General features: G+C 41.1%; 17 protein-coding genes. 8 read left to right on the top strand and 9 right to left on the bottom strand.

What is annotated here, in order from left to right; all coding sequences use genetic code 11:
- Both CKW03_RS05000 and CKW03_RS04995 read left to right on the top strand, forming a co-directional pair.
- A complete protein-coding gene (locus tag CKW03_RS05000; RefSeq protein WP_093098930.1) occupies window positions 1-1,761 on the top strand; it encodes a RagB/SusD family nutrient uptake outer membrane protein in 1,761 nt (586 codons plus the stop codon).
- 88 nt (window positions 1,762-1,849) lie between these two features.
- Window positions 1,850-2,947 carry a metallophosphoesterase gene (locus CKW03_RS04995; RefSeq protein ID WP_197700979.1) on the top strand — a complete coding sequence of 366 codons (1,098 nt, stop codon included), beginning with the start codon at window positions 1,850-1,852 and terminating at the stop codon, window positions 2,945-2,947.
- Window positions 2,948-4,391: 1,444 nt separating this feature from the next.
- Here the strand turns inward: CKW03_RS04995 and rplT are convergent.
- The 4 genes from rplT to thrS all read right to left on the bottom strand — a co-directional run bounded on the left by rplT (window position 4,392) and on the right by thrS (window position 7,577).
- Entirely contained in the window at window positions 4,392-4,736 is a 345-nt protein-coding gene (gene rplT / locus CKW03_RS04990; protein WP_093098929.1) for a 50S ribosomal protein L20, read from the bottom strand.
- 100 nt (window positions 4,737-4,836) lie between these two features.
- On the bottom strand, window positions 4,837-5,037 hold the full coding sequence (gene rpmI, locus CKW03_RS04985) for a 50S ribosomal protein L35 (RefSeq protein ID WP_093098927.1): 201 nt from the start codon (window positions 5,035-5,037) through the stop codon (window positions 4,837-4,839).
- A gap of 38 nt (window positions 5,038-5,075) precedes the next feature.
- Window positions 5,076-5,639 (bottom strand): translation initiation factor IF-3, encoded by a 564-nt coding sequence (infC, locus tag CKW03_RS04980; RefSeq protein ID WP_214648496.1) that lies wholly within the window; start codon window positions 5,637-5,639, stop codon window positions 5,076-5,078.
- A gap of 12 nt (window positions 5,640-5,651) precedes the next feature.
- A complete protein-coding gene (gene thrS, locus CKW03_RS04975) occupies window positions 5,652-7,577 on the bottom strand; it encodes a threonine--tRNA ligase (RefSeq protein ID WP_093098926.1) in 1,926 nt (641 codons plus the stop codon).
- 485 nt (window positions 7,578-8,062) lie between these two features.
- On the opposite strand from thrS, the gene CKW03_RS04970 reads away from it, so the two are divergent.
- Window positions 8,063-8,686, top strand: coding sequence for a 7-carboxy-7-deazaguanine synthase QueE (locus tag CKW03_RS04970; RefSeq protein WP_093099082.1), 624 nt, complete (start codon window positions 8,063-8,065; stop codon window positions 8,684-8,686).
- A 91-nt stretch (window positions 8,687-8,777) separates the two neighbouring features.
- Here the strand turns inward: CKW03_RS04970 and CKW03_RS04965 are convergent, their stop codons facing one another.
- Genes CKW03_RS04965 through CKW03_RS04955 form a run of 3 tightly spaced genes read right to left on the bottom strand, consistent with a single transcriptional unit; the run spans window position 8,778 to window position 12,535 of the window.
- Window positions 8,778-10,184, bottom strand: coding sequence for an arylsulfatase (locus CKW03_RS04965; protein ID WP_093098924.1), 1,407 nt, complete (start codon window positions 10,182-10,184; stop codon window positions 8,778-8,780).
- Between the two features lies 1 nt (window position 10,185).
- Window positions 10,186-11,259 carry a Gfo/Idh/MocA family protein gene (locus CKW03_RS04960; RefSeq protein ID WP_169918979.1) on the bottom strand — a complete coding sequence of 358 codons (1,074 nt, stop codon included), beginning with the start codon at window positions 11,257-11,259 and terminating at the stop codon, window positions 10,186-10,188.
- A 16-nt stretch (window positions 11,260-11,275) separates the two neighbouring features.
- The gene (locus CKW03_RS04955; RefSeq protein WP_093098923.1) at window positions 11,276-12,535 is read right to left on the bottom strand and encodes a Gfo/Idh/MocA family protein; all 1,260 of its coding nucleotides are present in this window, start codon (window positions 12,533-12,535) and stop codon (window positions 11,276-11,278) included.
- Between the two features lie 115 nt (window positions 12,536-12,650).
- Between CKW03_RS04955 and CKW03_RS04950 the strand changes: the two genes are divergently transcribed.
- From CKW03_RS04950 to CKW03_RS04935, 4 genes are all read left to right on the top strand, one after another.
- Window positions 12,651-13,916, top strand: a complete 1,266-nt coding sequence (locus CKW03_RS04950; protein WP_093098921.1) for a DUF819 family protein — start codon at window positions 12,651-12,653, stop codon at window positions 13,914-13,916.
- 250 nt (window positions 13,917-14,166) lie between these two features.
- A complete protein-coding gene (locus CKW03_RS04945) occupies window positions 14,167-14,397 on the top strand; it encodes a hypothetical protein (RefSeq protein ID WP_093098920.1) in 231 nt (76 codons plus the stop codon).
- A 20-nt stretch (window positions 14,398-14,417) separates the two neighbouring features.
- Window positions 14,418-16,100: a fimbrillin family protein gene (locus CKW03_RS04940; RefSeq protein ID WP_093098918.1), complete on the top strand. Its 1,683-nt coding sequence runs from the start codon at window positions 14,418-14,420 to the stop codon at window positions 16,098-16,100.
- A 649-nt stretch (window positions 16,101-16,749) separates the two neighbouring features.
- Window positions 16,750-18,429 (top strand): fimbrillin family protein, encoded by a 1,680-nt coding sequence (locus CKW03_RS04935; RefSeq protein WP_093098917.1) that lies wholly within the window; start codon window positions 16,750-16,752, stop codon window positions 18,427-18,429.
- Window positions 18,430-18,531: 102 nt separating this feature from the next.
- Here the strand turns inward: CKW03_RS04935 and CKW03_RS04930 are convergent, their stop codons facing one another.
- Window positions 18,532-19,587 (bottom strand): phytase, encoded by a 1,056-nt coding sequence (locus CKW03_RS04930; RefSeq protein ID WP_093098915.1) that lies wholly within the window; start codon window positions 19,585-19,587, stop codon window positions 18,532-18,534.
- 11 nt (window positions 19,588-19,598) lie between these two features.
- On the bottom strand, window positions 19,599-22,388 hold the full coding sequence (locus CKW03_RS04925) for a TonB-dependent receptor (RefSeq protein WP_093098914.1): 2,790 nt from the start codon (window positions 22,386-22,388) through the stop codon (window positions 19,599-19,601).
- 267 nt (window positions 22,389-22,655) lie between these two features.
- On the opposite strand from CKW03_RS04925, the gene CKW03_RS04920 reads away from it, so the two are divergent.
- A complete protein-coding gene (locus CKW03_RS04920) occupies window positions 22,656-23,099 on the top strand; it encodes an acyl-CoA thioesterase (RefSeq protein ID WP_093098912.1) in 444 nt (147 codons plus the stop codon).
- Window positions 23,100-23,117 lie beyond the last annotated feature (18 nt).

Below are 23,117 nucleotides of genomic sequence, written 5' to 3'. Positions count from 1 at the left end.
ATGATCAAGAAGACAAAATCTATCATAGGAATCAGTTTATTATGTGCAGCGCTAATGAGCTCTTGCGACCTAGACCGATTGCCATTGGACGGCCCATCGTCCAAAACCTTCCCTGCCAGCCAAAAAGAAGCTGAAATGGGACTTTTAGGAGCCTACAAAGGTTTGACGTTATTGGATGCCTCCAGTACCCCGATTTGGCACGTGATGGATAACATCACAGATATTGGCTATGCGAGACCTGGAAATAACTATACCTCGCCCATCACCAGTTCCATTACGACAGACAATGCTTTGGCAACCAAACCTTGGGCTGCCCACTATAAGACGATCGGAAGAGTGCACGATGTATTGGATAAATTGGGAGACATCAAAACCAGTATGGCAGAAGCGGATTACAAAAAAATCGATGCCGAATTGAGATTTATCCGCGCTTATTGCTATTCACAATTGATTGAATTGTACGGCGATGTACCCCTATTGAAGAATGCATTAAAATTGGGCGATGAATTACCCGGCCGCACTAAAAAAGCAGAAGTAGAAAAATTCATCTTGGATGAACTGACTGCTATTGCCGACAACCTTCCTCAATCACAAGCTGGAAACAAGTTTTCCAGAGCTTCCAGCATTGCTGCCTATACCTTAAAAGCGAGAGTGGCCCTTTATGCTAAACAGTACAAGGTAGCCAGCGAAGCTGCCAAAACGGCGATTAGCCTTTCCAATGGAATCCATGCCTTATCGGAATTCGACAATTCGATTGACTTTGCCAATAAGACCCACAAAGAAGGTGAACCAGAGGTGGCCAACATCTTTGGACATAAAGGTTTTGAAAACAGCAAAGAATGGATATGGGTCGTGGAATACAATCGCAATATCAGCGACAATGTCCATAATCAAGGTTATTACCTGGCTTCCAGACTTGGAAAAGGAGTATGTTATTGGGGACCAACCCAAAACTTCATCGACTCTTTCCAAGATTTGGACGGGAAGTACATCACAGAATCGACCAGCTACAATCCGGCGAAACCATTCGAGAACAGAGACCCACGTTTAGACCTCTATACGGTTCGTCCGAACGCAAGATTTATGGGATTCCAATTTGAACCAAACGCTTCCTTCTCGAAAGTGAACAACTATTGGCCTGTGATCAATGGCACATCCGACAAACCAAGCTCTCAGACCAATGCCGATGCGACCAATGCCTACCGCTCATTCAGTGGGTACCTATGGCGCAAGCATACCGATCTTGTAGACTTCCCAACTACTTCGGTTTCCGGCTTCTCAGACTTAAATGTCGGGGTGTTCAGATATGCAGAACTCTTATTGATCTATGCTGAGGCAAAGATTGAGGATAACAGCATCGACGGGACAGTTTATGATGCCATCAACCAGATCCGTAAGCGTGCGCACATGCCAAACCTTCCAACCGGACTTTCACAGGCTCAACTGCGCCAAGCATTACGCTATGAAAGAAAAGTTGAACTGGCAAATGATGGCTTACGTTGGTACGATTTACGTCGTTGGGGCATTGCCAATCAAGTCATGAACGGTCATATCTATTTGAACCGTTTGGCAAATCCTTGGGACAAGAATGTATTGACCCGAATCGATGAAAATGCAAACCCTGTTTATAACCATGCAGTGGCAAGCAAAGTCTTCGGAACCCAAGCCGTTGTTTTCAAGGAAAACAAAGACGAGTACTGGCCTATCTCCGCACAAGAGATGGATGCCAATAAAAACCTGACCCAGAACCCAGGTTATTAATAAGTTTACAATTCATACAAATACTTTTATTTCTCAAACGTGACCCGCTCAGGTCACGTTTGCTTTTCATAGTTAATCCCAAAAAAACATGAACCCTATCAAGAAAATCATAAGCCTCTGCTTACTATCTGTAACATTTTTGACCTGCTCCATAGCACAAGAAAAGAAGACTTTTGAACAGCCACAGCTTTCCGACTCCAGTTCCTGGACCATGGTTATCCTACCTGATATCCAGAACTACGTCAAGTTCCAGAGGAACCAACCCATTTTGGATGTCATGATGAACTGGATCGTTGAAAATGAAGACAAGCTCAATATTCAGATGGTCATGTGCACCGGCGACCTAGTCGAGCACGATGACATTATCAATCCAGACCCTAAGAAAATGGACCAAACCGGCAAACAGCAATGGGAAGCAGCCGCAAAAGCCTTTGCAAAACTAGATGGAAAGATTCCTTACATCACCGCAACAGGAAACCATGATTACAATATCTTCAGTTATACCCATAAACCAAAGACTACCCACTTCCCAAATTATTTTTATCCAGATAAAAACAGCGAAAACCAAAAAATCCTAAGGGAGGTTACCGAGAATATCTATGGCAACCCAAGTCTAGAAAATGCCGCATATCAATGGAAATCACCACATGGAAAACCATTTTTATACCTTTCCCTCGAGTTTGCCCCAAGAGATACGGTATTGAACTGGGCCAATAAAATAGTCCAACAGAAAAAATACCAAGACCATACCGTCATATTATTGACTCATGCCTACCTCAATTATCAAAACGAACATATCAAGACCGCCAAATACGATCTGCAGGACGCCAATTACGGGACCGCTGTATTCGAAAAATTAGTAAAGCCATCCAAGAACATAGAAATGGTGTTTTCAGGGCATATAGGCTCCCCTAATGACCCCAGAAAACATGTAGGCTTCCGTATCGACAAGAACTCCGCAGGTAAAGATGTAAGCCAAATGACCTTTAATGCCCAAGCCTTAGGCGGTGGAACCTATGGCAGTGGTGGCGACGGCTGGATCCGGATTTTGGAGTTTATGCCAGATGGTAAAACCGTTAAAGTAAAAACCTTTTCCCCATGGTTCGCATTGTCCAGCAGCACCCAAGATATGGCTTGGAGAAAAGCAGATTATGATGAGTTTGAGATCGTTTTGGGAGATAAATAATTTGAACCAGGATGGATGGGATCCGAGGATGGACCAAGATCTATTCCGAAGGTCGAGCCGGATAGGCCGAAATAATGTTATGAAAGCTATTTCCTGGCTATTATTGACCCCATTTCCGTAGGGGCGAATCGCATTCGCCCGCTTTATATTTTGAACATATAATTGGTTTATATAGCGTACAGTTCCATTATCTTCGATAATGGATGACAGGATCTAAAATATTATTAGCGTACAGATTCTTCACTATTCGTTCAGAATTTAAAATGCGCTAAAAAGGGATGCCAGTCATTCCGAAATCATAAGATGAGGAAACCATTTTTTATTGGTTGGAGGAAGGAAGTTTGACGTCAAATAGAAAGCATAAAGAACTCCATCATTTGTAAATGCATGTGACGGGCGTATGCGATACGCCCCTACGAAAATTGGAAAAAAATGCCTCTAAATATGTTTCAACACATCTAATAAAAAAATATTTTGACCCCAGCGAGGGATTCAGAGCAAAGCGAAGATTCTATTTTTTTTTGTTTTTTTTAGGGATGCCAGTCATTCCGAAATCGTAAGATGAGGAAACCATTTTTTATTGGTTGGAGGAAGGAATTTTGAGGTCAAATAGAAAGCATAAAGACCTCCATAATTTGTAAATGCATGCGACGGGCGTATGCGATACGCCCCTACGAAAATTGGAAAAAAAATGCCTCTAAATATTTTTCAACACATCTAATCAAAAAATATATTGACCCCAGCGAGGGATGCCAGTCATTCCGAAATCGTAAGATGAGGAAACCATTTTTTATTGGTTGGAGGAAGGAATTTTGACGTCAAATAGAAAGCATAAAGACCTCCTTAATTTGTAAATGCATGCGACGGGCGTATGCGATACGCCCCTACGAAAATTGAAAAAAAATGCCTCTAAATATGTTTCAACACATCTAATCAAAAAATATATTGACCCCTGCGAGGGATTCAGAGCACAGCGAAGAATCTATTTTTTGTTTTTTTTAGGGATGCCAGTCATTCCGAAATCATAAGATGAGGAAACCATTTTTTATTGGTTGGAGGAAGGAATTTTGACGTCAAATAGAAAGCATAAAGACCTCCATAATTTGTAAATGCATGCGACGGGCGTATGCGATACGCCCCTACGAAAATTGGAAAAAAAATGTCTCTAAATATGTTTCAACACATCTAATCAAAAAATATATTGACCCCAGCGAGGGATGCCAGTCATTCCGAAATCGTAAGATGAGGAAACCATTTTTTATTGGTTGGAGGAAGGAATTTTGACGTAAAATAGGAAGAATAAAGATCACCATCATTTATACCTGCATGCGACGGGCGTATGCGATACGCCCCAACGAAATTTTGGCATTTCCCAAAACCAAAAAAAAAGCCATCCCTTTCGGAATGGCTTTATTTATATCTAACAAAAAGATGCGGTTTAAACTTATTTTACTGCGTCTACAACTGCTTTGAAAGCATCTGGATTGTTTAAAGCTAAGTCAGCTAATACCTTACGGTTCAAGCCGATGTTTTTAGCGTTTAATTTACCGATCAACTGAGAATAAGAAATTCCGTGTTGACGTGCTCCAGCATTGATACGTTGAATCCATAAAGCTCTAAACTCGCGTTTTTTGGTTTTACGGTCGCGGTAAGCGTACTGTAAACCTTTTTCTACTGTATTTTTAGCAATAGTATATACTTTGCTACGAGATCCATAATAGCCTTTAGCTAATTTAAGGATTCTTTTTCTTCTTCTTCTAGAAGCAACTGCGTTAACCGAACGTGGCATAATTTTTAAAATTTAATTTGGTAAAAGGCGTTGCGTTTTCCAGCAATCTTACGACCCTATACCCGGTTAAAAAAATATTGTTATAAAATGTTTTCTAAACTTATTTACCGATAGCTAGCATACGTTTTACGTTGCCTGTATCAGCATCACTCACATAACTAGTAGTAGTTAAGTTGCGTTTTTGTTTAGTAGTTTTCTTAGTCAAGATGTGGCTTTTGTAAGCGTTCTTTCTTGCTATTTTACCGGTTCCAGTCAATTTGAAACGTTTTTTCGCGCTGGAATTGGTTTTAACTTTTGGCATAATACTTATATAATTTTTATCAATCTGTTAGATACGTCTTATTTCTTTGGGCTGGTTTTGGGCGCCAATGTCAAGAACATGCGCTTTCCTTCCAACTTAGGCAATAATTCCACCTTACCATAGTCTTCTAAGGCTTGTGCAAAACGCAACAACAAGATTTCACCTTGTTCTTTGAACACAATTGCACGGCCTTTGAAATGTACGTAAGCACGAACTTTCTCGCCACTTTCCAGGAATCGCATCGCGTGCTTCAACTTAAATTCGAAGTCATGCTCGCTGGTGTTCGGTCCGAAACGGATTTCCTTAATCACCGTCTGCTTCGCATTCGCTTTGATTTCCTTTTGCTTTTTTTTCTGTTCGTAAACGAATTTACTGTAATCAATAATTTTGCAAACAGGCGGCGTAGCGTTTGGAGAGATTTCAACTAAATCCAATTCTAACTCATCAGCTAATGCTAACGCTTGACGTGTCGGAAATACCCCTTGCTCTACATTGTCACCAACCAAACGTACTTCTGGAACACGGATGTGCTCATTGATACGATGTTCTGGTTCTTTTTTTCTTATCGGGCCTCTCGGGCCGAAATTGTTACTTTTTGCCAAATGTTCCTTTAATTAAACAGTTATTTCTTTTATTAATAAATCTTTAAATTCCTCTGCTGTGATCGAACCTAAGTCCACCCCACCATGTTTACGAACTGAGATTGTTCCGCTTTCCATCTCCTTCTCCCCTACAATCAACATGTAAGGCATCTTTTTCACTTCGGCATCACGGATCTTACGCCCAACTTTCTCGTCACGCAAGTCAATCAGACCGCGAATATCGGAATTATTTAGGGATTCCAAAAGTTTTTGCGCATATTCTTCATATTTTTCTGACACTGGCAGGATGATAAACTGCTCAGGCGCAAGCCATAACGGAAATTGTCCCCCACAGTGCTCGATCAAAACTGCAACAAAACGTTCCAAGGATCCAAACGGTGCACGGTGGATCATAACCGGACGGTGTTTCATGTTGTCACTACCAGTATACTCCAACTCAAAACGCTCTGGAAGGTTGTAGTCAACCTGGATAGTACCCAACTGCCATTTCCTGCCCAAAGCATCCTTCACCATGAAGTCCAATTTTGGACCATAGAAAGCCGCCTCGCCATATTCAACCACAGTAGGCAAACCTTTTTCAGTCGCCGATTCGATGATCGCTGCTTCCGCTAATGCCCAGTTCTCATCCGAACCGATATATTTAGTCTTGTTCTCTGGATCACGCAGTGAAATCTGAGCGGTAAACTCGTTGAAACCTAATGCTCCAAATACATAAAGCACCAAATCAATCACTTTCTTGAACTCCTCTTTCACCTGGTCTGGACGACAGAACAAGTGCGCATCATCTTGAGTAAACCCTCTAACGCGAGTCAAGCCATGCAATTCACCAGACTGCTCATAACGATATACAGTTCCGAATTCTGCAAAACGAACCGGAAGTTCCTTGTAGGAACGAGGTTTTGTTTTGTAGATCTCACAGTGGTGCGGACAGTTCATTGGTTTGAGCAAGAACTCTTCGCCATCCACAGGTGTATTGATCGGCTGGAATGAATCCGCACCGTACTTCTCGTAGTGACCAGAAGTGATATAAAGTTGTTTATGACCGATATGCGGAGTAATCACAGGCTCATAACCAGCCTTAATCTGTGCTTTTTGCAAAAAGTCCTGAAGTTTTTGTCTCAATGCAGTTCCTTTCGGCAACCACAATGGCAAACCCATCCCTACTTTCTCCGAGAAAGCAAACAGCTCCAATTCCTTACCTAACTTACGGTGGTCACGTTTCTTGGCTTCTTCGATAAACTTCAAATATTCGGTCAATTCCGAAGCCTTAGGGAAAGTCACCCCATAAATACGGGTCAACTGCTTACGAGACTCATCACCTCGCCAATAAGCACCTGCCACATTCGTCAATTTTATCGCTTTGATAAATCCTGTATTCGGGATATGTGGTCCACGACACAGGTCAGTGAAATTTCCTTGAGTATAAAAAGTGATCTTACCATCTTCCAGGTCCTTGATCAAATCCAACTTGTACTCATCACCTTTTTCCTCGAAATAAGCCAAGGCATCCGCTTTTGATACAGCTTTACGCTCAAAAACCTCTTTTTGCTTAGCCAATTCCAACATCTTGTCCTCGATCTGTTTGAAGTCATCAGAAGAAAACTCGCGGTCACCGAAATCCACATCGTAATAGAAACCGGTTTCGATGTTCGGACCGATACCAAATTTAATCCCTGGATATAGGGCTTCTAGTGCTTCTGCCAATAAGTGAGCGGATGAATGCCAAAAGGTAGACTTACCTTTATCGTCATTCCAGGTCAATAATTTTACCGAAGCGTCTCCTTCAATAGGTCTTGAAGAATCCCAAACCTCACCATTTACTTCTGCAGCTAAAACATTTCTAGCTAATCCTTCGGAAATCGATTGGGCCACCTGCATAGCAGTTGTACCCTTTTCATACTGACGTACTGAACCGTCAGGTAGTGTAATGTTAATCATTTACAACTATGATTTATTGTTTGTCTAAAATTGCAACCCTTCCAATATGTACAATTACATTGGTTTATAAAGGCTGCTTGAATTAATGCAATGCAAAAATACGAAAATTTTTAGTCTTTTCGAAATGTACTTCTACCTAAAAAAGTTTATTTTCAGTCATTTCAGAAAAGTTTTTGCTAGAATTTCCACTGAATAGCCAAGCCTTATAAGCCCTGTTACAAATCCAATCCTCTGGAACAAGAAATCTCCACAAATTATTTTGACCAAAATTGCCAGACCTCATTCCACCCTTATTCGAGGCAGGTTTTGAATTTTCCGAATATGCCTCGAATAAGGGTAAAGCCAGTCCCGAAGCCTCTTTTCAATTTCAAGAAATTATAAGACATTTTTTTGACCTTCAAACGACAAGGAAGCAAGTCCATCAGCGGATGGAAATTCCATTTATCTTGATTTTTTTCCTACTTTTGCAGCTCAAATTCAGTAACATGTCAAATCAAGTTCCAGAGGACGGCACATTTCTTCCCTTGATGGAAGAATTCTACACGATACAGGGGGAAGGATACCACACCGGAAAAGCAGCATATTTCATTCGTTTAGGAGGTTGTGATGTGGGTTGCCATTGGTGTGATGTAAAGGAGAGCTGGGATGCTGAAATGCACCCTTTGACTTCCGCCGACACCATCGTTGAGCATGCTTTGCAACATCCGGCAAAAACAGTGGTCATTACTGGTGGCGAACCTTTATTGTACAACTTGACCTACCTGACGCAAAAACTTAAGGAAGCAGGCATCAAGATTTTCTTGGAAACCTCAGGAGCCTATCCTTTGACGGGATATTGGGATTGGATCTGCTTATCCCCTAAAAAATTCAAAGGTCCTAGGGAAGATGTTTTGAGTGCCGCTGGCGAACTGAAAGTGATCGTTTTCAACAAAAGTGATTTCCAATGGGCAGAAGAACATGCCAAGTTCGTAAGCTCCAACTGTAAGCTCTACTTACAACCGGAATGGTCCAAAGCTGCGGAGATGACCCCTTTGATCATCGATTACGTAAAGGACAATCCGAGATGGGAAATCTCCTTGCAAACCCACAAATACCTGAACATCCCTTAATAGCGAAAGCATTTCGTCCCTAAGATATAAAAAGCGAAGGGCTACCAATCAAGATTGGCAGCCCTTCGCTTTTTATATTGATCATTCCTTGTTATTGAAAAGGAAAGATTGCACTTTCTGTCCTGGCTTCAGCCATAATTTTCTTGGCCTTTTCCAGCAATTCAGGATGTTTTGATGCAATATTGTTTTGCTCAGCGACATCTGTTGGCAAATGGTAGATCGCTATTTCAGCATCCGGATTTCCTTTAGCATTCAAGCGGATTGCTTTGTAGTCCCCGATTCTTAGGCCTTGTTTCCCACCTTGCTCATGGAATTCCCAATAGAGATAATCATGTTCTTTTTGGCCTTTTTTGCCTAATAAGGTAGGCAAGAAACTGATACCATCGGTTTGTTTCAATGGCTTAGCTTGGGCAACCTCCAATAAAGTGGGTGCCACATCCCAAAAAGCACCAATATGATCAGACTTTTTGTTTCCTTTGATTTTGGCAGGCCAATGTACGATGAAGGGCGTCCTTACCCCTCCTTCATAAACATCGCGTTTATTCCCACGGAATGGACCAGAACTTTTAAAGAAATCAGGATCTGCTCCTCCCTCTCTATGCGAACCGTTGTCGCTCGTAATGATGATAATGGTATTCTCGAGCATGCCTTCTTCTTCCAATGCGGAAACCACCTCGCCTACCTGCCGGTCCATACGGGTAACCATGGCAGCAAAGGTAGCTCTAGGTTTAGCTTGGCTAGTGTAGCCTGAACCTGCATTTGGTCCGTAAGGGCTGCCCTTGAAAGGTTTTTCCTCAAACTTGCCATCAAACTCTTTAAAGATCTCATCTTCAGGGACGATTAATTCAGCATGAGGCAATACGGTTGGGATAAACAGAAATATAGGCCCATCCTTGTAATTATGGATAAAAGTCAATGATTTCTGATGGATCAGGTCTGGAGCATAAGTCGTGGTCTTCATGAGGTTTTCATTACCTTTCAGATCTACACGCGCTTCATTGTCCCAAAGATGTGTTGGATAATAGCGGTGTGATTGTCTTTGGCAATTATAGCCATAGAACTCATCAAAACCTTTTTCCAAAGGGTCACCTGTGGTTCCGACCATTCCCAAGCCCCATTTCCCGAATGCACCGGTTTTATAACCAGCGTTTTTCAGGGCCATGGCAAAGGTTTCAATATCCTGCGCCAAAGGTTCTTGACCTTCCGGCTCGATTTCCTTGTTTCCACGGATATAAGTATGTCCAGTATGCTGACCGGTCATCAATGCCGATCGCGAAGGAGCACAGACAGGAGCACCGGCATAGAAATCTGTGAACAGCATGCCTTTTTTAGCAAGGGCATCGATATTTGGAGTGCTGAATTTTTCTTGTCCATAGATACTTAAGTCCCCATAGCCAAGGTCATCAGCAAGAATCAATACAATATTAGGTTTCTTGGTTTGGGCTAATAGCATCAGGTTGAGAAACAGCAACCCGATCAAAAGAGAGTATTTGCGCATTTTAAAGTTTTACAATTTCACCAGTCTTTACAGATTCATCACATGCAATAGCAATTTGAAGGCTATTGATGGCGTCCTGCATCGATTTTTCCAAATTCAAGTTTTCTTTGATGGCCTTCAAGAAGAATCGTTGTTCTCTATTGCAGAGCTCCTGATGGTCAGGTTCATCGGTTAGGTCTAGCCATTCATCCTGTTTCAAGAATTCATTCTGCGCATTGATATCCGCATAATGAACCTTTAAGGATTCTGTTTTGGTATGGGATTCCACCGAATCTGAATTACCGGCTTTAGCAGCTTCTTTTGCCACAATGGAAACACAGCCTTTCGGCCCGATAACGTCCTTGATAAAAAAAGCCGTATCGCTGATCATAGGCCCCCAACCGGCTTCATACCAACCCACACTGCCATCGTCAAAGCGGATCTGTAACTGTCCGTAATTGTAATTGTCCTTTGGAATATCATCAGTAAGCCTTGCACCAATAGCCGATACAGAAACTGGATTGGCATTAGTCATCTGGCACATCACATCGATGTAGTGCACGCCACAATCCACAATGGGACTGAGACTTTTCATCAGGTTGCGATGCACATCCCACATATAACCCTGGCTTTGCTGATTCAAGTTCATGCGCATCACCAATGGATAACCCATGGTCTTACCAATCTCGATAAACTTGATCCAGGAAGGATGATGCCTTAATATATATCCGACGACCAGTTTTTTATCCGCTGCATTGGCAGCATCAATCACTTTCTGTGCACCTAGGACGGTATCAGCCAGCGGTTTTTCGATAAACACATGCGCGTTGGCCTGAAAAGCCTTGATTGCATATTCCTCATGGGTGTCTGGATAGGTGGATATACAGACCGCATCTGGAGTTGTTTGTTCTAGGGCTTGCTCATAGCTGTCAAACAGGGGGTATTGCGCAGCTAATTTCTCATTCAATTTCTGTTTACTGTCTCCACGAGAGACCAGTCCAACAATTTCAAAATCCTCCATCTCATGGTAAGCCTGTGCATGGGATGCACCCATATTCCCACAGCCTACCACTAAAATCTTAATCTTTTCCAACATTTCTCTTTCACAAATATTATGTAGCCAATCCCGGTCTTGGGATTCGAGCCGTATCTATTTCCATTTCCCAATTATATCCATCCGAGCTCGGACCATAGGTCTTGGTCGAATTTAAGATTTCATCCAAAGAGATAATGCTACCTGTATAGGCGGCTTCACGCGCCCAGATAGCCATCAAGGTAGAATCTGCCATGAAATCGCCATCATTGATCACTTGTTTATTTTTAATGGCAGCAAAAAGCTCATCATGTTGGGTCTGATACATATTGTTCATCTTTCCAGCGAATTTCCATGGGTTAGTACCATTGATGGCATAAGAACTTAACAGACTGACATTGAAATTACCTTTAGTACCGATAGCCTCAACTGAGTTTCTTGGCTGCGTACCGTTCTGTTGTCTCCCGAAGTGGAAACCTTTCAGTCCATCACCATAATCAAATTCAACCGCAAAGTGATCGAAGACATTGCCATATTTGTCCCAAGGACGGCTCTGACGACCTCCGGTACCTGAAACTGTTTTTGGTAAACCTCTATTTAGGATCCAGTTCATGAAATCGATACTGTGCACTGTTTGTTCTACAATGATATCACCCGAATAACGCTGGTAATAAAACCAGTTGTACAATTGATATTTTAGGTCCGTCCAATCTGCTTGTTTTGGTTTTTCGGTCAGTTCACCGCCCAACCTGAAAGTACTGATCGAATAGATATCACCGATGCTACCATCGTGGATTAATTTTGCCAATTCCCGGTTCGGGGTAGAGTACCTAAAGCAATATCCAGATACCAGGTTTAGTTTTTTCTCCTTCGCTACTTTTACTGCTTCACGCACCTTATGTACTCCAGGCACATCCACTGCCATCGGTTTTTCACAGAAGATATGTTTACCATGTTTAACCGCTTCGGTCAAGTGATCCGGTCTGAAGCTCGGCGGGGTTGCCAACAATACAACATCCACATCCGAAGCGATCAAGTTTTTATAGGCATCAAATCCTACATACTTTCTTTTTTCGGAAACTTTGACGCGATCTTGGTGGGCTTCTTTCAGAGAAGCTAAGGCCGTTTCCAATTGTTCTGGAAAAATATCAGCCAATGCAACAATTTCGACATCTGGATCAGCAGCCAGCGCCTGGAAAGCAGCACCCGTTCCGCGACCACCACAGCCGACTAACCCTACTTTTATTTTTTTCTTGAAATCAAGGTTGGTTTTTGAAAAGTCTAATGAAGTGGCACCAAGGATAATACCACCGTTTTTAATAAAATTTCTTCGGTCCATTCGGTCTATTTTTGAATGATTCAGATTGATTTAATGTTTTTGATATGTTGATTATTTCAATAAATAATTGAAAAATTATCTATTTTCACAGCAAAATAACAATTATTACAATTTTATGCAAATAACCGATACAGAAGCCGGACCATTGATAGAGAACACTACGGTGGTCTTTGGATTATTGATGACGATCTTAGGATTGGTTTTTTACACCTCCAGTCTTTCCAATAAATACATCAAAGGATTTTACAATGTCATCCCTCCTTTGTTGCTCTGTTATTTCCTACCGGGACTATTGAATTCCTTCAACATTATCGATGGGGAGAATTCACCATTGACCAGCATCGGTAGCCGCTATTTTCTGCCGGCATGTTTGATTTTATTTGTGATCAACCTGGACCTTAAGGAAATGTGGGCTTTGCGCAAGCGAGCAGGCTTGATGTTTATAACAGGAACGATTGGTATCCTTTTAGGAGGCCCTTTAGCGGTCTACCTGACTTCATTAGTTGCACCCGATGTTGTAGGCGGCACAGGACCAGATGAGGTTTGGCGTGGACTAGGAGCTTTGGCGGGTTCATGGATTGGTGGATCAGCAAATCAGGTTGCCTTGAAGGAGATTTTACAGCCTTCTCCTAATCTATTCTCTTCTATTATTGCAGTCGATGTCTTTGTGGCCTATATCTGGATGGCGATCCTATTGTATGGCGCAAGTAAATATAAAGCAGTCGATAAATTCTTCAAAGCGGACTCGCAAGATGTGGAGCACTTGAAGGCGAAAATGGATGAACGCGTAAAGGAGAACAGCCGGATCCCCGAAACCAAGGATTTCATGATCATGATCGCCTTGGCCTTTGGAGGAACAGGTTTAGCCACCCTATTGGCAGATCCAGTTGCTAATTTTATGGCGACCCATTATCCAGAAACCGAAAAATTCTCCCTGACCAACAGCTTCTTCTGGTTGATTTTCTTTGCTACCGCTATAGGTATATCCTTATCCTTTACACCAGCTAAAAAACTGGAGTTTGCTGGCGCCTCTAAGATCGGAACCGTGTTGTTATATGTATTGATTACTACCATTGGGATGCAGATGAACATTATGGCCATTTTGGGAAATCCAGGTTTGTTTGTCGTTGGGTTTATCTGGATCAGCTTCCACGCCATTCTATTGATCATCGTGGGCAAGATATTCAAGGTGCCATTCTTTTACTTTTCAGTTGGGAGCATGGCGAATGTCGGCGGTGTAGCTTCTGCTTCGGTGATGTCTGCAGCCTTCCACCCTTCTTTAATTTCTGTAGGGGTTATTCTATCCGTTTTCTCTTATGCAATCGGGACCTATGCCGGTTGGTTGACCGCCTTGCTCATGAAAATCGCATCCGGCGTATAAAAAAATACATAATACTGAGGAACAGCGCTATACCATATAGCGCTGTTTTTTTGTTTGCTGTCATTTAGATTAATACAAAATCTGTTTTCTGGCTAAAATTTAACTTGAAAGTCATAAATGATACACTAAATTTTATCTTAATATTAATATTTTTACATATTTTTGTTATTATTAGTTAATTAAGAGCTGATTAATTAAAATTCGATAAAAATCGAAAAAGAGCTATTCTCCATTAAGAACCAAAAAAATCATGAAAAGCCCACAGAAAAAGAACTGTCCGGGTCTTCAACAGTTGAATGCCCCAGAGAGGAAAAAAGACAAACTCCCCTATTTGTGCCCAGAAATAACCCTGCATATAATCCAATTGGATTTTAAAATCATGGTAGGCTCTACTTTTATCAGAACCGGAGGTCCTGGCAATGTTCCCAGAGCTGAAGATTGGGAGGATGAGGGTGAAAGCATAAAGGATTTTGACTTCTAGCGAAACCAAAAAACATAAAAATGATGACAAATAAAGCCACACTATTCCTATTGAGCAGTTTGATTTGCATCTTAATTTTAAATTGTTGCAAACCACGGGACATAGAGCTAGCATCTGATAAGGGCATCACCTTTCGAGTATCCGGAATCGAGGAAGGGGGCAGTACAGAATTAATGGGCTCTACAAAGGGTAGGAACACAGAAAATCCGGATAGACTATCAATCCATCGAGAAATACGCAATGTTCAAGGTTTGGATATCGACCTGATGATCGAAGAAACTGCTGTAAACAATTTAGCTTTAGCAAAAACAGCAATCACCAGTCCAATTTCAGACAATACTGTTTACTTCATTATGCTATTTGAAGCAGATGGAAAAGGCAATGCAGTTAAATTCAAATATAGCGTCAAGAGCACCGGTAATGGGCCAACCATCCCATTTCCCGCAAACCGCAACACACAATACAGATGGTTTGCTTATTCTTTCAATAGCGATGAAAACTTCCCCCAACCAATAGTTGAATCTCCTATTTTAGACATCAACTCCTCCTCGGTGGGAGATGGCAGCGACTTTCTTTACGCCACGGGTGCAATTACGACAAGTAATGACCCAAATGCGGCCAACCAAGTCCCTATAACTTTCAAACGAATGGTCAGCGCGATTCGCTTTGAAATCGATGCCAGAGGGGTGTTTTCTTCTATAAAAGATCTGCAATTTGATTTTCCGGCATCCGAAAATGGATTTCGAAATGGAAAATTTTCGTTTCGAAATGGGGTGTTTACGGAAACTAGCAACGCGGAACAATTTAGTAGATCCGCATGGCTTGATCATATAGCCGATACCATTCCAACCGGATGGGTCAAATACCAACAATTATTGACGGTCCCGAATGGAGAACCCATGAATTTTCAGGCTCTCTTAAAAAGCTTGACCATTACGAGCCAAACCATCACTCCTGGAAACCCAACAGCCATTACCTTTGCGGATCGAAACTATGGGGTCCCAACAGCAGGCATACTTTTCGATTTTCCCGATTTCACGCCGGTTGCAGGCAAGCGGTATACCATAAAATTAAGGCTTAGGGAAAATCCCATCTCAGCAGGAGGAAGCCAATGGGCCAGGGGAAATTTGACCTATGTTGCTAATTCACCTGAAAACAAATACCGATTTTGGTATGACAACAACTTTATTAAAAACGTGAATGGGGGAATGAACAATTTTATAGAACGTGATTATTTTGATACGCGACCTCCAAGAGGAGAGCCTCAGGCCCCACCCAGCAATTGGGATCCATGCGCCTTGGTATACCCTGAAAAAACATGGCGACTACCAACAGAAGCCGAATTTTTGAGATTAGGAGCGGATGCAGAATCATATGACAGACACCGAGTGGACCAAGAAAACAACCAAGGGTGGTATGGGTCTTGGGGAAACAGATCGAGCATTGGGCCACCTAGGTATAAAAACAACGATTTAAATTTCGTGGCTGCTGGCTATAGAGATAGAAAGACAAGAGCGTTACAGAAATTTAATTACAGAGGTTTTGGTACCTTTTCTGCAGATGAAGGATTCTTTAAGACCTCAGATACTTCAAAATTTTTCCACATCGATTATGGCGGTTCAATCATAGGCTTTGATTTAGGAATCAGGATCACAACAGCTACTGACGGTAGAGGCGTCAATGTCCGATGCGTGAGAAGATAATCAACAAATCCAACCTGGATGGGATAATTAATTCCAATTTTTTCGAAAAAAGAACCATTTAAATTCTATAAGTACACGATATACAAGGAAATAAAATAATAGGCTAAAATATTCATAAACATGATGTGTTTTTCGTATAGGCGTAATGATTTTTCATTACGCCTATTTAATTTAATTTATTCTCCTTTCAGGCACTTAAAAAACAAACAACGAAAGAAAATTCTAAAAATATATCGTTAAGTAACATTTTTATAGTACAAATAAATTTTATACGGAATATTGTTCTGAAAAATATAATTTTGAAACAAACAATTGAAAACCAAACACAAAATTAAAGACACAAATAACGGTAAGATTAATATTAAGCCAATTGAAATATTCATAAACTTTAACGCAGGAATTTATGCCGATAAAAAAAACAAGAAATTAAATCTCCTTTAAATACTTATGAAAAGTCCAAGAAAACCTACGCAGCGCCAATATTTGAAATAAATTTTATCGTAACTGAATTTGATTTAGCTATCACCTCATCAAGAATAATAATAGGTGGAGAAAAAGAACACAGTCCCCAAGTTGATGAGTGGGACGATTCAGAAGGCAAAACCATTAATGTTGACTTTTAATAACCATGTAACTTAATTGAAAAACAATGAAGAACAGACCTGACCTAATTGTCTTCATCACATTTATAACTTTAATTCTCTTTTGCCAATGCAAAAGACCGGACGAAATCATTGGCAGTAAAAATGGATTAACCTTTCATGTACAAGGTATTAACGAGATCACGGACACAAAGGAAATCCTTGCAAATAACAACAAGACGAACAAACAGGGTTCTGCAGAGCCATTGATCTTCAAAAAAGAAATAAGTACAGTGGGCGGAGTTGACTACGATTATTTACTAGCGGAATCAAAAAGCTTTGACCCAAAAGCCCCATCTCTTGCCGTAACCAAACCCCTGCCCCTCAACACGAAATACCTAATCGTTTTATACGAAACCAATGCAGCCGGGGAAGCAACAACTTATTTTGACCAAGCACAGGCAACGGCAACCTCTGAAATCGTAATCGATGCTTATAGGAATAAAAAATACCGCTGGTTTGCATATTCCTTTAACAATGGCGATGACATTAGCCCATTTAATCCGGCAAATCCTAATCTGACCATCAACCCGACAACCTTAGAACAAGGACAGGAGTTTCTATATGCTACGGGATTGGTCCAGACTTCGGATGATCCAGAAGCTGAAAATCGAATTCAGATCACGTTTCAACGGAAAATGAGCGCTTTAAGGATTGAACTGGATGCTAGGGGAATATTTTCCAAGATCAAGAGCACCAGTTTAGAGTTCCCTAAGACCAGTAACAATACAGGACTAAACAATGGGGTATTCTCCATTCTAAATGGAACCTATAGCAGCATAAGCCCAGTAGCTTTCAATGCCCTACAATGGTCGGATGCCATTGCAGATTCCATCCCATTAGGGTGGGTGAAGTACATGGAATTCTTGACCGTCCCCAGCAGTGGCAACATAAGTCTTTCCGGTAATATCAAAAACACCATTATAAACAGCCAATCTGTAAATTCAGAAGCTCCAAATGTGGACTTTTTTGTCGACCGAACCTTTGATCTGGTCCCCTTTAACATTCCGGCATTCACTCCTGAAATGGGCAAGCGGTATATCCTTAAAATTAGATTGATTGAATCGGCAATTAATCTTGTTGGAGCAAATTGGGCACGTGGGAATCTGACATTCTTCGCACAAGACACAAAAAATCAATATAGATTTTGGTATAACAACAATTTTGTAAACAATAAAGCTGGGGGAATGATGAATTTTATTGAGCGGGATTATTTTGATACGCGACCTCCAAGACCAATGCCCCAACAGGCTCCAAGGATCTGGGACCCTTGTAAACTGGTCTACCCAGAAGGGACATGGCGCCTACCGACTCCAACTGAATTTGACAAGCTGATAAGTACAACGAACAATAGAGTCCGGTACAACCAACCGGGTGATAAAGGCTGGTACGCCGCATGGATAAACAATAATGTCGCAGGACCACCGAGGTATCCGAATAAAAACCTAAGTTTTGTTGCCGCAGGCTATAGGGCGATGAACAGAACATTGAAGGAATTCAATTATGAAGCGGGGAATATGGTGCCCCTTTTCCCAAAATATGGCGATAAAGGGTATTATAGAACCTCTGACACATCGAGATACATGGCCATGTACTACAGGGAGAGTGTAATCTTTACCACCATGGCTTTTGATATTATCCAATCCAAGGACGGTAGAGGTGCAAACGTGAGGTGTGTCAGAAAATAACAGAGCAAGTTTTTAGGTAAATTAAGTATAGGTCGTTAGTTAGTGTTAGAAAAGGCCGCGATAATATCGCGGCCTATCTGTTGTTCAACCAATTGTTGTATGTTATTTCTTCGCATCAATCTGATCTTGGAATTGTTGCCAATCATAATAATGGAATACCATTCCATTACTCATGGCCACCAACATACCTTTAGGGAATTTTGTTCCTATCGGCATGGATAGTGCATCAGCTCCATCACACTCTACAGCAGAAACTGGAACCTCTGCAAGTCTAGTATATTGATGAGGATTTCCAGCATCACCTTCTCTAGGATAGATATTGAAAGAGTTGTTCTGTTGGTTAGAAGCTACGATATACCCTGTACTGTCCGTGCTCTTGTAGATAGCAATGCCTTCATGGTCATCTTTGAAATCCTTCTGTCCAAAAACTGAAAGGACCTCATTACCTTTGGCAGGATCAGCATAATATTTATGGATACCGAAACCTTCATCAGAATAATAGACATAGCCCAACTCATTGTCCACGGCTATTGCCTCAATTTCCTTACCACCTTGGAAAGCTCCGAATTCACGGACTTTATTTCCTACAACCACTCCATCCTTATCTTGTAGTTCATACTGGAATAGATATCTACCGGTCGGACCGATCTTTCTACCCACAATGGCATAGATCTTATTTCCTGCAGTATCCTTTTGGGTATAAAGTGCGATTCCCATTGGTGACTTTTCGGTTTCACCTTCAAATACTGGAATACCTCCATTATCTAGTGGCTTCAAATCGGGTAAACTGAATACCCTGATTTTATCGGTACCACGCTCTGTGACTACGGCGATATCAACTTTCTTTCCGCCAAGGTTAAAGCCATAGGCAATATCCACATTGTTTGGACGATCTAATGGCACGACCTTATTGATGATCTTTCCATCCATGTCATAGGCGTAGAGACCACCTGTTTTTTCATGCTTATCTGTCCCGATAACGATGACCTGTGAACTATCCTGAGGGTTTACCCAGATAGCAGGATCATCCGTATCATTTGGTACGACTTCGGTGATCACGATTGGATTTAGTGCATTTTCGGCTACAGGGGCTAATTTATCTCCACAAGAGGCTAGCACTAGTGCCGCAAAACTAAGTATTGTAAGTTGCTTCTTCATTTGTTGATTTTTTATAAGTCATATTTTAGACCAAGGGTATAGCGCGGTTTGTAATATTCCAATTGGCGCAAGCGTTGTACTTCTCCTTGGTAATAACGCAATGGTTGGTTAGTTAGGTTATTAGCTTCGGCGAAAATGCGAAGTGATTTTGTGATTTTATATGCAGCATTGGCATCTAAGAAAAACTGCTTGTCGTAATAGGCATCTGTAAAGGCATCATTTCCGATTTCATCCAAATAAGCAGCGGTATAATTTGCAGACACACGTGCAGAGAATTTATTGTTCTCCCAAGACAAGGATCCGTTCAACATGTGCGGTGCCGTTCTAGGAAGACCTAAGCCTTCGCGAAGTACTCCACCCTCACCAGAGATACCTTTGGCTTTTGATTTCGTGAAGGTGTAGTTCGCATAAACAGCCATTCCTTGAAGGAATTTTCCAGGAAGGAAATCCAACTGTCTTTGGAAAGCTACTTCAAACCCATAAACATCAACCTTATCACCATTTCTAAATTGAGAGAAACTCCAATCATCGGTTCCTACAATAGGGTTTTTCAGATTAGGGAATAACTCTGTAAAGCGATTGGCCGTAAATCTCCTATCGTTATACATGTAGATAAAGTTCTTTAGGTTTTTATAGAATACACCTCCTGAGATAATACCTACGTTCTGGAAATATCGCTCCAACATCACATCATAGTTTGTCGAATATGTTGCCTTTAAATTTGGATTACCTGCAAAAAGCTCTCTGTCATCAACTTTTGAATTCACATAAGGTGCTAATGCATAGTAATTTGGTCTTGCCAAACTGGTAGTTACCGCAGCACGTAGGATAAAGTTGTTCGTGAAATTATGCTTTAAGGTAATACTTGGAAGGATTTGGGTGTAATTGTTTTTATTTTGGATCTGCCCCTCTAATTCCTTTTCGTCGAATACGTTATTTCCTGTATAATCGATCCTAGTATGTTCCAAACGGGCACCTAAGATCAAGGCAGTTTGCTCGGTGATATTTTGATCCCAACGAACATAACCAGCAAAGATTTGCTCTTTGGCTTTATAATTTTGAGAAAGGAATTCAGTTGGATCAGTTTCCTCTTTAAATTTTGACTTGTCGGTTAGGGTCAGTCCGCCCAGATAGTTCTTATCCACGAATGTACCCGGTGCATATTTCTCGCCTTGGTCCCAACCTTTAGCATCCCATGCAACCAATGGCATTCCAGAAGTTAAGGTTTCAAAACCTGAAGTCGGGCTGTATTCAAAGAAGTTATTGTCTCTTTCTTTGGTTTTCAACCTAACACGTCCACCGAAACGGATTCTACCCTTTTGATCTTCAATAATTGATAGTGGAATACGGAAGTTTAGTTTAGCGCCAAACTCATCTTCATGGGTATTATTTTCGTTTTCAGTGATTTTATCCAATTTAAATGCAGAAAGATCATTAGTTGGATTGGTAACCAAAGGCAAGTAAGAATCGTTTACATCTACATTAAGTGGGATTTTTTTAACTTCATAGTTAATATAACGCTCGTTAGGACGCCATTCAGAAGCTCTGGAGTAAGATGCTGACCAATCCATATCCAAGATAGGTGACAGAACATGCTCACCTTGCAAAGAGAAGTTCAATACGGATTGACGCTCTAAACGACGGGATTTATTGCGGTTATTGTCAATACCACCTTTAGTCTCGCGTTCAATATTACCTGTGTAAGTTTTAGTAGCGGCATCATATGCTAATTTGGAATACTTGGTTGCAAAACGATTCTCGCGGTCATCACGCCAGTTGTACATGGCATTAAAAGCGATTCTGTTCCTTGAGTTGAAATCATAATCCCAAGCTGCGGATACACTTCTACGAACACGTGTAACGTCATACTTACGGATCTGCATTTCTTTCAACAACACGTCACCTTTTTCTTCAACCCATTCTGCCTCGATGTTATTAGAACCGAAATCATTGGTCTGCATCGTTCCACTCAACACCAAGCCCATCTTGTTGTCCATAAAACGGTTACCATAAATTAATGCTCCATTATAGATCGCTTTTTCGCGAACTGGAGAATAACCACCACTCAGGGTAGCAGAAATACGTTGCTTATTTGGCACCGCACGAGTGATCAAGTTCACACTACCACCGATCGCATCTGCATCCATATCAGGGGTCAAGGTTTTATTGACCTCGATAGATGAAATCATGTCCGAAGGAATTAAATCCATCTGAACATTACGGTTATCACCTTCTGCCGATGGAATACGGTCACCATTCAAGGTAACGGAGTTTAATTCTGGGGAGAGACCACGCACGATAATATTTCTTGCCTCGCCTTGGTCATTTTGCATCGTAATACCGGGAACCCTTTTCAAGGCATCTCCGATATTCTGATCCGGGAAACGACCCACTTGGTCAGAAGAAATAATATTAGTGATGTTGCTGTTGTTCTTTTGCTGGTTCAGGGCCTTTGCCTGACCCCTTGCAATATCTCCAATGACTTGAACTTCATCGATAGATTTGCTAGCAGGTTCCAAGAAAATTTCAATTGATTCATCAGAAGTTTGGATTTTTTGCTCAAAATGTTGATATCCCAAATAGTCAACTGATACAGTATATGTTCCAGCAGGGAGGTTTAGGAATTCAAAATTTCCGTTTGCATCAGAAACGGTGAACTTATTGCCTTCTGCGATCCTCAGGGTTGCACCTGGCAAAGAAAAATGGTCATTGTTGTCCATCACCTTACCTTTTAAGATGGTGGTCTGGGCAAAAGAAATACAACAAATGAAATTGAATAAAATGAATAGGGATAATCTCATAAAGTTAATAATTTAATGGACCAAAAATATTTATAGGGATTAACTAGATTATTAACCGAATGTTATTAATTTGTTAACATACAGGATTATACACTTTCCTATTATGAGTAATTATTTCTTTTTATTGCGAAAATAGCCTTGTAGAATGATAGGTAACAAACATTTTGTTAACACTGAATTCTCATTAGATTGTTAAGCTTCGGAAATCATTGAAAGCTGATTGTTTATTTTTCATATTTTTAGGGAAACACTAAAAGGTTAAGTTCAATGGAAGAAAATATATTTTACGAAGGACAGGTTTTATGGTCACAGATTGATGCAAATGTACATTTACGCCATTCGGCTTATGCGGATTTTTGTGCACAGGCAAGAAGCAATATGTTGAACAAGATGGGATTATCCCTTGAGGAATTCAACAAGAGAAAAATTGGACCTATCCTATTTCGTGAAGAGTTGAATTATTTGAGAGAAATTGGTTTGGATGAACGCGTGAAAGTGAGCGTGGTCATCACCAAGTTTAACACGGTAAACTCCAGGTTTTCCTTCCGACATGAGATCTTTAAGGAAAACGGCGTGAAAGCAGCCGTGGTGCTGGTCGATGGTGCCTGGATGAACATAAGAGAAAGAAAACTGACCAACATCCCGGAAGAATGGATGGAAATAATAGGTAAAATACCTAAGTCCGAAGATTATACTGAAATAGATTCTTAGTTAATCGCTATCTTTGGA

Origin of the sequence: Sphingobacterium mizutaii (genome assembly GCF_900187125.1) — a bacterium.
Classification (GTDB): Bacteria; Bacteroidota; Bacteroidia; order Sphingobacteriales; family Sphingobacteriaceae; genus Sphingobacterium; species Sphingobacterium mizutaii.
Note: the sequence above shows the minus strand (reverse complement) of the source record. Positions and strands in the feature narration are given on the sequence as shown.

Excerpts from the sequence above, each read along its gene's own strand:
- rpmI (WP_093098927.1), bottom strand. The coding sequence starts at position 5,037 with ATGCCAAAAGTTAAAACCAATTCCAGCGCGAAAAAACGTTTCAAATTG.
- rplT (WP_093098929.1), bottom strand. The coding sequence starts at position 4,736 with ATGCCACGTTCGGTTAACGCAGTTGCTTCTAGAAGAAGAAGAAAAAGA.
- CKW03_RS04955 (WP_093098923.1), bottom strand. The coding sequence starts at position 12,535 with ATGGACCGAAGAAATTTTATTAAAAACGGTGGTATTATCCTTGGTGCC.
- CKW03_RS04965 (WP_093098924.1), bottom strand. The coding sequence starts at position 10,184 with ATGCGCAAATACTCTCTTTTGATCGGGTTGCTGTTTCTCAACCTGATG.
- CKW03_RS04970 (WP_093099082.1), top strand. The coding sequence starts at position 8,063 with ATGTCAAATCAAGTTCCAGAGGACGGCACATTTCTTCCCTTGATGGAA.
- CKW03_RS04995 (WP_197700979.1), top strand. The coding sequence starts at position 1,850 with ATGAACCCTATCAAGAAAATCATAAGCCTCTGCTTACTATCTGTAACA.
- CKW03_RS04925 (WP_093098914.1), bottom strand. The coding sequence starts at position 22,388 with ATGAGATTATCCCTATTCATTTTATTCAATTTCATTTGTTGTATTTCT.
- CKW03_RS04940 (WP_093098918.1), top strand. The coding sequence starts at position 14,418 with ATGATGACAAATAAAGCCACACTATTCCTATTGAGCAGTTTGATTTGC.
- CKW03_RS04920 (WP_093098912.1), top strand. The coding sequence starts at position 22,656 with ATGGAAGAAAATATATTTTACGAAGGACAGGTTTTATGGTCACAGATT.
- CKW03_RS05000 (WP_093098930.1), top strand. The coding sequence starts at position 1 with ATGATCAAGAAGACAAAATCTATCATAGGAATCAGTTTATTATGTGCA.
- CKW03_RS04960 (WP_169918979.1), bottom strand. The coding sequence starts at position 11,259 with ATGTTGGAAAAGATTAAGATTTTAGTGGTAGGCTGTGGGAATATGGGT.
- CKW03_RS04950 (WP_093098921.1), top strand. The coding sequence starts at position 12,651 with ATGCAAATAACCGATACAGAAGCCGGACCATTGATAGAGAACACTACG.
- thrS (WP_093098926.1), bottom strand. The coding sequence starts at position 7,577 with ATGATTAACATTACACTACCTGACGGTTCAGTACGTCAGTATGAAAAG.
- CKW03_RS04930 (WP_093098915.1), bottom strand. The coding sequence starts at position 19,587 with ATGAAGAAGCAACTTACAATACTTAGTTTTGCGGCACTAGTGCTAGCC.
- CKW03_RS04935 (WP_093098917.1), top strand. The coding sequence starts at position 16,750 with ATGAAGAACAGACCTGACCTAATTGTCTTCATCACATTTATAACTTTA.
- CKW03_RS04945 (WP_093098920.1), top strand. The coding sequence starts at position 14,167 with ATGAAAAGCCCACAGAAAAAGAACTGTCCGGGTCTTCAACAGTTGAAT.